We start from the raw sequence: 10,501 nt of genomic DNA, 5'->3' as shown, positions 1-10,501 counted from the left end.
AACGGATTCATCGACATCTTCACGTTGGCGATATCGACGCCCGTGTTGTCCGACTTCACGCGGACCTTCACGTTGTAGTCGACCACACGTTTAACAGGCACAAGAATCTTCATATCCGTTTCCTGATTGAACTACGAGATTGACCCAACACGCGCTCACGCCGCGCTCTGACGGCCCAGTTCCATGTACCGTGCGAGATGATGATCTTCGTCGCCGAGTTGGTGATCGATCATCACGAGACGCTTGGCGTAATGCGCCAGCGGCAGTTCCCAGGTCATGCCGATCCCGCCATGCAGCTGGATCGACTCTTCGGCGACCAGCGCACCGATGTGGCCGACGGAATACTTCGCCGCCGACAGCGCGCGCTCACGTTCGACGCCCGCGCCGCCGACCGCCGCGGCCGCATTGATCGCGGCGGAACGAGCCTGCTCGATTTCCAGCAGCACGTCGGCCATACGATGCTGCAATGCCTGAAACGTACCGATGGCGACCCCGAACTGCTTGCGCGTGCGAAGGTATTCGAGCGTGTGTTCTTTCGCGACGTCCATCGCGCCGACGGCTTCCGATGCCAGCGCGACGAGTCCGTAACCGACCGAATGCACGAGCGTGGCAAACCCATCGCCTTCGACGCCGACGAGTGCATCGGCATCCAGCGCGACATTGTCGAACAGCACTTCCGCGGCCCTTCCGCCGTCGATCTTTCCGTCACCGCGCACGGTCACGCCTTTCGCATCTCGCGGCACGAGGAAGAGCGAAATGCCTGCCTCGTCGTATTCATCGTTCGACGTGCGAGCCGAAACGAGCAGCATGTCCGCTTGCTCGCCCTGCAGCACGACGCCCTTCGCACCGTTCAGCGTCCAGTGCTGGTCACTGCGCCCGGCGCGCGTCGACACGCGCGACAGTTCGTAATGCGAGCCCGGCTCGTCGTGCGCGAAAGACACCATGACTGCGCCATCGACCATCTTCGCGATGACCTCGCGCTGCGATTCGTTGCCCGCATGAGCGAGCGCGCGCCCAACGATCAACGCATCGAGAAACGGCTCGACGACGAGTCCGCGCCCCAGGGCCTCGAACACGACCGCGACATCGAATCCATCGCCGCCAAAACCGCCCACGGTTTCATCGAAGAACGCGCCGATGATGCCCAGTTCGCAGAACCGCCGCCACATATCGCGGCTCAAGCCCTCCGCCGAACGCGCGATGCGGTCGCGAGCGTCGAAGCCATACTGCTCCGCGATAAAACGATTGAGTGAATCCGCGAGCATCCGGCGGTCTTCGGTGTGCTGGAAGTTCATGGTGCGATGCCTTTAGAGTCCAAGAATCATCTTCGAGATGATGTTCTTCTGGATTTCATTCGAGCCGCCGAAGATCGACAGCTTGCGATTGTTGAAGTACTGAGCAGAAGCGTTCTGCGATGCGTCGTCGCTGAACAGCAGCGCGTGCGGACCCATCGCGCGACGCATCAATGAAGAGATCTCCTGCCGTATCTCGGTGCCGCGAATCTTGAGCATCGAACTTTCGGCCCCGGGCACGCCGCCGCCCGCCACGGCCGCGATCACGCGCAGATTGGTCGTCTTCATGTTCTCGAGATCGATCTCCACACGTGCGAGACGCGCGGCGAACAGCGGGTCGTCGATGAGCGCGCGGCCGTCGGGCCGTACCTTGCTGGCAGCGGCCTTGAGACGAGCCAGCGCGGCAACGGAAAAGCCGACGCCGGCGATGTTGGTGCGCTCGTAAGTCAGCAGATACTTCGCGTACGTCCAGCCCTTGTTCTCTTCGCCGACGAGGTTCTCAGCAGGCACGCGCACGTCGGTGAAGAACACTTCATTGACTTCGTGCTCGCCATCGAGCGTGATGATCGGACGCACTTCCACGCCTGGCGTGTTCATGTCGATCAGCAGGAAGCTGATACCTTCCTGCTTGCGGCCCTCCTGCGCGGTACGCACGAGACAAAAGATCATGTTGGCGTACTGCCCGAGCGTGGTCCACGTCTTCTGTCCGTTGACGATGTAATACGCCTCGCCGCCCTCCATCTCACGCACGGCTGTCGTGCGCACGGATGCGAGATCGGACCCCGAACCCGGTTCCGAATAGCCCTGGCACCACCAGTCGGAGCCGTCGAGAATGCGCGGAAGCCAGTGCCGTTTCTGCGCTTCGTTGCCGTATTTGATCAGCACCGGCCCGAGCATGTTCACGCCGAACGGTACGATGCGCGGCGCGCCCGCAATCGCGCATTCGTTCTCGAAGATAAATTTCTGCACGGCGGTCCAGCCGGGGCCGCCGTACTGTTTCGGCCAGTGATTCGCGAGCCAGCCGCGCGCGTTGAGAATGCCGTGCCATTGCGCCATGTCGTCGCGCGTCAAAGGCTTGCCAGTGCGGGCCTTTTGCGCGATGTGCTCCGGCAGCGAGCTGCGCAGGAAATCGAGCACTTCGGCGCGAAACGCTTCTTCCTGTGCGGTAAATGTCAGATCCATGATTGCGGTCCTGTCTGGAAAGGGATGATTCGACCGGCTCAGGCAGCCTGGTTCAGGCTCGCGAAATTCTTGCCGCTTTCCACGAGTTCGATGAGCAGCGGCGACGCGCGCCAGAAGAGCGGATCTTCTTTCGCGAACTCGCGAATGTCGGCAAGCACGGCATCGAGGCCGACGCTGTCCGCGTAGTGCATCGGTCCGCCGCGATGGCGCGGAAAGCCGAAGCCGTGCATCAACGTGGCATCCACGTCCAGAGGACGCAATGCGATGCCCTCATGCACGATATTCGCGCCCTCGTTGATCATCGCTGCGAGGTATCGGCGCACGATCTGCCCGTGGTCGAATGTGCGGGGCGTGATACCGGCCCGCGCGCGCTCGGCGTCGATGATCGCTTCGACTTCGGGGTCAGGCTTGCCGATACGCGCGCCATCGTCATAACGGTAATAGCCGCGCGCGGTCTTCTGACCGAACCATCCTCGCTCGCACAACAGATCGCCGATGCGCACGTAGCGCGCGCGAGGATCGCGCGTTGCGGCGCGGCGTTTGCGCGCGGCCCACCCGATATCGCCGCCGGCCAGATCGATGACCTGATACGGTCCCATCGGAAAGCCGAACTCGCGGATGGCCTGATCGATCTGATACGGCGACGCACCCTCTTCCATCAGCTGGTCAGCCGCCGAGCGATACACCGCCAGCATGCGATTGCCAATGAAGCCGTCGCACACACCGGCACGCACCGCGACCTTCTTCAGCCTTTTCGCGAGCTCGAACGCGGTCGCGACGACATCCCCGCTGACGCGCTCGGGCACCACGATTTCCAGTAGTTTCATGATGTTCGCGGGCGAGAAGAAGTGCAGCCCGAGGACGTCCTGGGGGCGCGAAATGCTCGCGGCGAGTTCGTCGATATCGAGGTAGGACGTATTGGTCGCGAGCACCGCGCCCGGCTTGCACACGCGATCCAGTTCGGCGAACACGGCCTTCTTCACGGCCATGTCCTCGAACACGGCTTCGATGACGAGATCGGTATCTGCGAGCGCATCGTACGCGGTGCTTCCGTTGAAGTGCTCGAACGCGCGCGACTTCGCGTCGAGCGTGAAACGCCCTTTCTCGATCAGCCCGTCGTACACCTTTTCCATGTGCGCGCGGCCGCGCTGAAGCGAGTCGTCGTCACGCTCGATCATCGTGACGAGCAGACCGGCATCGAGCAAAGCCACTGCGATGCCCGCGCCCATCGTTCCGCCGCCGATCACGCCAACGGAGCGCAGCGCACGCGCCTTTGCATCACGCGTTTCCGGCGCCTTCTGCGCCTCGCGCTCGGCAAAGAAGGCATGCACCAGGCCCGCGCGCTGGGGGCTTTCGCGGCATTCGAGAAACTGCTGGCGCTCGATGCGAAGTCCTTCATCGAAAGGCAGATTCACCGCGGCCTCGACGCAGTCGACGATCTTCATCGGCGAAAGCAGGCCGCGTGATTTCTTCTGCGTTTCGGCACGCGCGGCTGCAATGGCGGCAGTGCTCGCTGCCTTGTCGGCGAGCGCGGCGGCGTCCTTCGTGCGACGTGCGACCGCCTGCGTGGCGATCAGCTCGTGCGCGTAGGCGAGCGCTTCAGCGAGCACGTCATCGCTTACGCCTACGCGATCGACCAGACCCATGCGTTGCGCTTCCTGTGCGCCGACATGGCGTCCGCTCAGGATCAGCGACAGCGCCGCCGCCGCGCCGATGAGACGCGGCGTGCGCTGCGTGCCGCCCGCGCCGGGCAAGAGGCCCAACTGTACTTCCGGCAGTCCGAGCTTCGCGCCTTCGAACGCGATGCGATAGTGCGCGGCGAGCGCAACCTCCAGACCACCGCCGAGCGCCGCGCCGTGAATCGCCGCGATCACGGGCTTCGCGCAAGCCTCGACGCGATTGCACACGTCGGGCAACGACGGCGGAACCGCCGGCTTGCCGAACTCGCGGATATCCGCGCCCGCGATGAAATTGCGGCCCACGCCGACTATCAGCACGGCGCGCACGGCGGCGTCGGTGTCGGCGGCTTCGATCGCATCGATCAGGCCGCGCCGCACCGCTGCATTGAGCGCGTTGACCGGCGCATGATCGATGGTCACGACGAGTACGCTGCCGCGCCGCTGACGGCTCACGCTGGCGCTTTCGCCCATTACGGTGGGTGCGGCTTTAATCGTGCTGCTCGACGTCATGAATGCTGTCTCCGGTCTGAATTCGAATGTTTGAGAGGCTGACTGCATTCTCGCGGGGACAGACTGCCTTGACAATTACAACCGGGATTGACAGACTGTCAAACCCAATTTGACAATCTTCCCGCTCGTGGACGTCAACGGACTCTCTTTGCTGGTCGAAATCCTCGATGCCGGCAATCTCAGCGAAGCGGCGCGGCGACTCAAGATGACCCGCGCCAATGTCAGCTATCACCTGAATCAGCTCGAAAAGTCGGTCGGTATGCAACTGGTGCGGCGAACCACGCGGCGCGTCGAGCCGACCGATATTGGACTGACGCTCTACGAGCACGGTCGGTCGATTCGCAATGCGCTGCTGGCGGCGCAGGAGTCGGTGTCGACGCTCGGTCAACGCTTGCAAGGGCGCGTGCGGCTTTCGGTGCCGAGCGGTTACGGGCAACTCGTGATGTCGGAGTGGCTCATCGCGTTCAAGCGCGAGTATCCGGATATCGTGCTCGATGTGATGTTCGAGAATCGCGTAGAAGATCTGCTACGCGACGAAGTCGACATTGCGGTGCGCGTGATGCCGGAGCCGCCGCAGAGTCTGGTCGCACGCGACATGGGGCCGGTGCGCTATGTCGCATGCGCGTCGTCGGCGTACGCCGCGCAGCATGGCATGCCCACGAGGCTCGACGAGCTTCGAATCGTGCCGGTTATCACGGCCACGGTCGTCGGCAAACAGACACGCGTCGCGGCCTATCTCGACGACGAGCGTCACGAGGTCATGCTCGAACCGAGCCTCATCTCGGAGAATTTCACCTTCTTGAGACAGGCCATTCTCGCCGGACTGGGCGTGGGAATTGTGCCGGATTACGTCGTGATGGATGACCTGCGGCAAGGCCACGCTGTGACAGCGCTTGATCAGTGGCGGCTGAGCATCTTCGGCACCCACATGTACATGCTCTATATGCCGAATCGTCATCAGACGCGCGCGACGCACGCCTTCATCGATTACATTCTTGATCGCGTCCGAGGAACAGGCGGTTGAACTCGATTTTAGGCACTGACAAACGCCCGATCCAGCAGCGAACCGGCCCGCTCGCTGGCCTGGATGTCGAACTCAATCTCAATGCGTCGCTCTCTCGCGCAACTCGTCACTCGACGCGGCTGGCCGATGCAATCTCGTTAGTCACCGCAAGAAACCCCGCGATGTCGCTCGGTCCGTGGCAATGCAAGGGAGAGACCCGCACCGCACCGTCCAGCCCGAACGATTTCAACATGCGCCCCGAGTAAAGACTGGTCGCGACGCGCTCATAGACAATGACGCCACGCTCTTCATAAGCACGCACGGCGGAAGTCGGGTCCAGGCCATCGAAGCCGATGCCTGCGATCAGATCGCGACGCGTCAGGTCGTCGTGATCCCAGAACACGCGCACGCCGTCCATGCCACGCAAACCGCGCTGTCCATCGACGCCATCGAGCAGCAGCGCCAGCAGAGCGCGCTCGTGTTCCTCGATACGCTGCATGCCCTGCACAAACAGTTCGCGCCGGTCCTGTGCATCGCTGAACTGCGCGCCGATCCATGCGACATAGTCCACGATCGCGCTCACCACGGCGAACTGCGCCGGCGCGGGACTGCCGAGTTCCCAGACGCCCTTCTCCTTGGCGTCGAGCCGATGATGCGGCAGCTCCGCGAGCCGCTCCGACAGCCACGCCACGCCCGCGCCTCTGCAACCGAAGAACTTGTACGGCGCGAAGTTGATGCCGTCGACCGGTGTCTTTTGCAAGTCGATGACCGCGTGCGGTGCATGCTGAACCGCATCGACAATGATGAAGAGGTCTGGCTTGCGCGCGCGCGCCTGCTCGACGATGCTCGCGATATCCAGCTTCGCGCCCGAGATGTTCGACGCATACATCACGCTCAGCAGCGTGGTGTCGTCGTCGATCAGCGAGACGATCGCATCCACGTCGACGCCGCCCGTTTCCGCATTGCTCGGCGCGACGCGCAATTCCTTGCTCGTGCGCTCGCAGTAGAGCTTCATCGCGTCGAACGACGACGGATGTTCGAGTATCGTCGTCACCGCGTTCGTGCCAGACACGTTTTCCATGACGGCGCGCACCATCTCGAACATTGCCGCGGATGCAGTGAGCGAAAGATACACGCTGCCATCTCGCGCGTTGAGAATGTGGCGAATGTCCGCCTCGCCGCGCGCCTGGATGTCCTGCAGATAGAGTGCGCGTTCGTGGATACGTTCGGGGCAATCCGGCAAGGCGTCGATGCGCGCGAAGGCATCGAGTGCCGACTTGAGGCGGAATGATCCGCCGGCATTATCGAAGAAGAGACGCGCGCGGCCGTCGACGTCGTGATCGACGTAATGAAAGCGGTCCTTGATGCTCTTCATGAGCGATTCCGAAAACAACTGCCCCTGACGACTGCTCATCTCATTTGCTCCTGGTTCCATGATGTCCATTCCTGTTCCGGCCGACGCTCAGGCGTCCAGCGATTCCAGATAAGCCCGGCCCTTCTCCGCGTCGTACTGTCCTTCCCATTTCGCAATCACGAGCGGCGCGAGCGCATTGCCGACTACATTCAGCGCGGTCCGCCCCATGTCCATGATCCGGTCCACGCCCGCGATGAACGCAAGTCCTTCGAGGGGCAGTCCGGCGCTCGCGAGCGTCGTCAAAAGGATGACGAACATGAAGCCGGGCACGCCCGCCGCACCCTTTGAGGTGACGACCATCGTCAGCACCAGCACGATCTGCTCTTGCAGCCCGAGATGTACGCCATAAAGCTGCGCCACGAACAGGGTGCCGATGCCGAGATAAATCGATGCGCCATCGAGATTGAAGGTGTAGCCGGTCGGCACCACGAAAGTCGTGATGCTCTTGGGCACGCCGAAGTCCTCCATCTTCTTCATCAGTTGCGGCAGCACGGTCGCCGAACTGCACGTCGAGAACGCGATGATGAGTTCGTCCTTGATGATGCGAAACAGCGTGAAGATGTTGAAGCCGAAGAGCCGCGCCGTCACGCCGAGCACGAACACCGCAAACAGAATGATCGCGAGATACGTCACCGCGACGAGCTTGATGAGCGGCAGCAGCGAACCGAAGCCGAAGCTCGCGACCGTCACGGCGATCAGCGCGCACACGCCGAAGGGCGCATAACGCATGACCATGCCGGTGACCTTGAACATGGCGTCGCCAATGCCCTTGAACGTGGCGAGCACGGGCTTGCGATATTCCGCCGGCACGGATTGAAGACCGAGTCCGAAGAGCACGGAGAAGAAGATCACCGGAAGCAGGTCGCCGCGTCCCATCGCCATGACGATGTTGTCGGGAATGATGCTCAGCAGCAGCGCCATGAACCCGTGATGGCCATGCGTCTGCTGCGACGTCTGCTGATAACGCGAAATGTCCGTGTGACCGAGCTGGGACAGGTCCGTGCCGAGTCCCGGATGCAGCACGTTGCCGAGCACGAGGCCCAACACGATGGCGATGGTCGTGACCACCTCGAAGTAGATCAGCGTCTTCAGGCCGATTCGCCCGAGCGCGCGGCCGTCGCCCACGCCAGCGATACCCATCACCATGCTGGTGAAAACGATCGGCACCACGACCATCTTGATCAGGCGGATGAAGATATCGCCGGCCGGCTGTAGAAAGCCGTTAATGGCCGATTCACGAAATTCCGGAAAACGGTTGAGCACAAGGCCTATCGCAATACCGACCACGAGGCCGATCAGGATTTGCCAGGCGAGTCCGATGCGCGGCTTGCGTTGCGCGCGCTCGGCTTGAGGTGATTCCATGACGGATTCCATGCGTCCTCCAGACACTCTCCGATTGATGTGGATGGGCCGCTTTTCGTGCGTAAGCCCAGTCGGGCCTCGACCAGGACCCGTTACGTAGAAAGTAATCGGCTAAAAAGAACAAAAAAAGCGATTTTTTTATATGAGAAACTATCGCTTTAAGCGATGAATGAGGGGCGCATGCTGACCTTCAAGCAGATGGAAGCGTTGTACTGGATCGTTCAGCTCGGCTCCTTCGAGGCCGCCGCGACGCGCCTCAACACGACCCAGTCGGCGGTATCCAAACGCGTGCAGGAACTGGAGCGTGCCTTCGACGTCGCCGTTTTCGACCGCGCGAATCGCACTGCGCGTCTGACAGAAAAAGGCGCCGAATTTTTCGAGCACGCGAAGGAATTGCTCGAACGCCGGGACCAGATCGTCGAGCGCATGAGTTCGAAGGTAGCTTTGGTGCGGCAGATTCGCATCGGCGTGACCGAACTCACGGCGCTGACGTGGCTGCCGCGCCTCATCGCGGCGATTCAGGCCGAATACCCGAAAGTCAAGGTCGAAGCTGAAGTCGACCTCAACGCGACATTGCGGGAACGGCTGGCCGCAGCGACGGTGGACGTGATCATCGTGCCGCAAACGCACGAGGTGGAACCCTTTGCGGCAACGCTTGTGGGTCAGGTCGAGAATGCATGGATGTGCGCGACGAGCCTCGCGTCGGGCAAGCGCGCCATTGCGCTCGCGGAGATCGCAAAATATCCGCTCATTTTGCAGGGCGGCTTATCGGGAACGGGCTATGTGTACAGCCGGTTTCTGGATGAACAGGGCGTGGCGCTGCAGAAGGTGCTGGCGAGCAACAGCCTCATCGCGCAGATCGGGCTCACGCTATCCGGGCTCGGCGTGAGCTACTTGCCCAAGGCATGCCTCTCCCGCATGCTCAAACGGCGCACGCTCGTCGAGGTGCCGACGCGGCCGGCGTTGCCGCCCGTGAGATACGTCGCGATGCACCGGGCAGAACAGTTGCATTCGCTCAGTGCAGCCGTGGCGAAGCTCGCGGCGCAATCGTGCGATTTCTCCGCAAACCTTCTCGATCCGGGACGCTAGAGAGGTGCCTCGCAGTCATGGTCGCCGAGTAATGCCATCTCTTTTTTCTTACACAACACGCTGTGTCTTGCTGCTCATCACTCGCTGAATCGACTTGCCGAACTGCATCACGCCGACGCCGACCATGATAAGCACGACGGAGACATAATCTGAAGCCGTCGTCGGTTCCCCAACGATGATTGCGCCGATAAACAATGCAACAACCGGTGGAATGTACGTCACGCTGGATGCTGCGAGCGCGCCGAGATGTTCGACGACGTGATAGTAGGCGAGATAGGCTATCCCGGTACCAAGAAGACCGAGACCAATGATCAGCCCTACCGCCGCATGCGGATGCATGAGCAATGCGCTCATCCCGTCGAACGGCGTGAACACGGCGAGATAGAGGGCGGCGAAGCCGACCTGATAGGTGGTTAGCGCGACGCCGGGTATCTTCAGCGGCGTAAGATACCGGCGCGCGTAGATGAACGACAAGGCCATGCTGCAAGACCCTCCCAGCATCCAGCAGACACCAGTCATGTCGATGCTGCCATCCGCAACGGACCAGGGGTGCGCGATCAGCAAAACGCCGAGGAATCCGATGACCACGCCCATCACTTTCCAGACATCCAGTTCCTTCCTGCCGTGGAGGAAAGCGGAACATACCACCGCGAAAAGGGGAATCGTCCCGCTCAGCGTACCGGCAATGCCGCTCGACAATCTCGCGACGCCTTGCGCATAAGTGAAATAGTCGAGGAAAGTCGCCAGCAGCGACATCACGAAAAAATGGTGTGCGTGGCGCAAGTCCGACCAGCGGATCGCCCGGGTGAACGCGGCATAGATCGCGATCGGCACAAAGCCGCAAACAACGCGCGCCAGCGTCACCTGTGCCGGCGTCACGACTTCGGTCGCCCACTTCATAAAGATGAAGTTCGAACCCCAGATGCCACCGAGGACACAGAATGCAAACAATGCAGACTTTTTCACGACT

Annotated in this window: 8 protein-coding genes and 1 pseudogene; 2 read left to right on the top strand and 7 right to left on the bottom strand. The window is 61.7% G+C overall.

Annotation, left to right across the window (positions count from 1 at the left end):
• The 4 genes and pseudogenes from AWB79_RS38645 to AWB79_RS34570 form a co-directional block, all read right to left on the bottom strand.
• Positions 1-113, bottom strand: a pseudogene (locus AWB79_RS38645) (electron transfer flavoprotein subunit beta/FixA family protein); the annotation flags it as partial.
• A gap of 42 nt (positions 114-155) precedes the next feature.
• Entirely contained in the window at positions 156-1,295 is a 1,140-nt protein-coding gene (locus AWB79_RS34580) for an acyl-CoA dehydrogenase family protein (RefSeq protein WP_061171956.1), read from the bottom strand.
• 12 nt (positions 1,296-1,307) lie between these two features.
• Positions 1,308-2,474: an acyl-CoA dehydrogenase family protein gene (locus AWB79_RS34575; RefSeq protein ID WP_061171955.1), complete on the bottom strand. Its 1,167-nt coding sequence runs from the start codon at positions 2,472-2,474 to the stop codon at positions 1,308-1,310.
• A gap of 38 nt (positions 2,475-2,512) precedes the next feature.
• Positions 2,513-4,624: a 3-hydroxyacyl-CoA dehydrogenase NAD-binding domain-containing protein gene (locus AWB79_RS34570; protein WP_061171954.1), complete on the bottom strand. Its 2,112-nt coding sequence runs from the start codon at positions 4,622-4,624 to the stop codon at positions 2,513-2,515.
• A gap of 166 nt (positions 4,625-4,790) precedes the next feature.
• On the opposite strand from AWB79_RS34570, the gene AWB79_RS34565 reads away from it, so the two are divergent.
• Entirely contained in the window at positions 4,791-5,687 is an 897-nt protein-coding gene (locus tag AWB79_RS34565; RefSeq protein WP_061171953.1) for a LysR family transcriptional regulator, read from the top strand.
• A gap of 106 nt (positions 5,688-5,793) precedes the next feature.
• Here AWB79_RS34565 and AWB79_RS34560 read toward each other — a convergent pair whose 3' ends face one another.
• Together AWB79_RS34560 and gltP are read right to left on the bottom strand one after the other, a co-directional pair.
• Positions 5,794-7,080: an aminotransferase class V-fold PLP-dependent enzyme gene (locus AWB79_RS34560; protein ID WP_061171952.1), complete on the bottom strand. Its 1,287-nt coding sequence runs from the start codon at positions 7,078-7,080 to the stop codon at positions 5,794-5,796.
• Positions 7,081-7,128: 48 nt separating this feature from the next.
• The gene (gene gltP / locus AWB79_RS34555; protein WP_061171951.1) at positions 7,129-8,454 is read right to left on the bottom strand and encodes a glutamate/aspartate:proton symporter GltP; all 1,326 of its coding nucleotides are present in this window, start codon (positions 8,452-8,454) and stop codon (positions 7,129-7,131) included.
• A 168-nt stretch (positions 8,455-8,622) separates the two neighbouring features.
• Between gltP and AWB79_RS34550 the strand changes: the two genes are divergently transcribed.
• Complete coding sequence (locus tag AWB79_RS34550; RefSeq protein ID WP_061171965.1) at positions 8,623-9,531, top strand: LysR family transcriptional regulator; 909 nt, start codon at positions 8,623-8,625, stop codon at positions 9,529-9,531.
• Between the two features lie 48 nt (positions 9,532-9,579).
• On the opposite strand, the gene AWB79_RS34545 is transcribed toward AWB79_RS34550, so the two are convergent.
• Positions 9,580-10,497, bottom strand: coding sequence for a DMT family transporter (locus AWB79_RS34545; RefSeq protein ID WP_061171950.1), 918 nt, complete (start codon positions 10,495-10,497; stop codon positions 9,580-9,582).
• Positions 10,498-10,501 lie beyond the last annotated feature (4 nt).

It is taken from the genome of Caballeronia hypogeia (assembly GCF_001544875.2).
Taxonomy (GTDB): Bacteria; Pseudomonadota; Gammaproteobacteria; order Burkholderiales; family Burkholderiaceae; genus Caballeronia; species Caballeronia hypogeia.
This window is presented reverse-complemented; position numbering and strand designations above follow the sequence as displayed.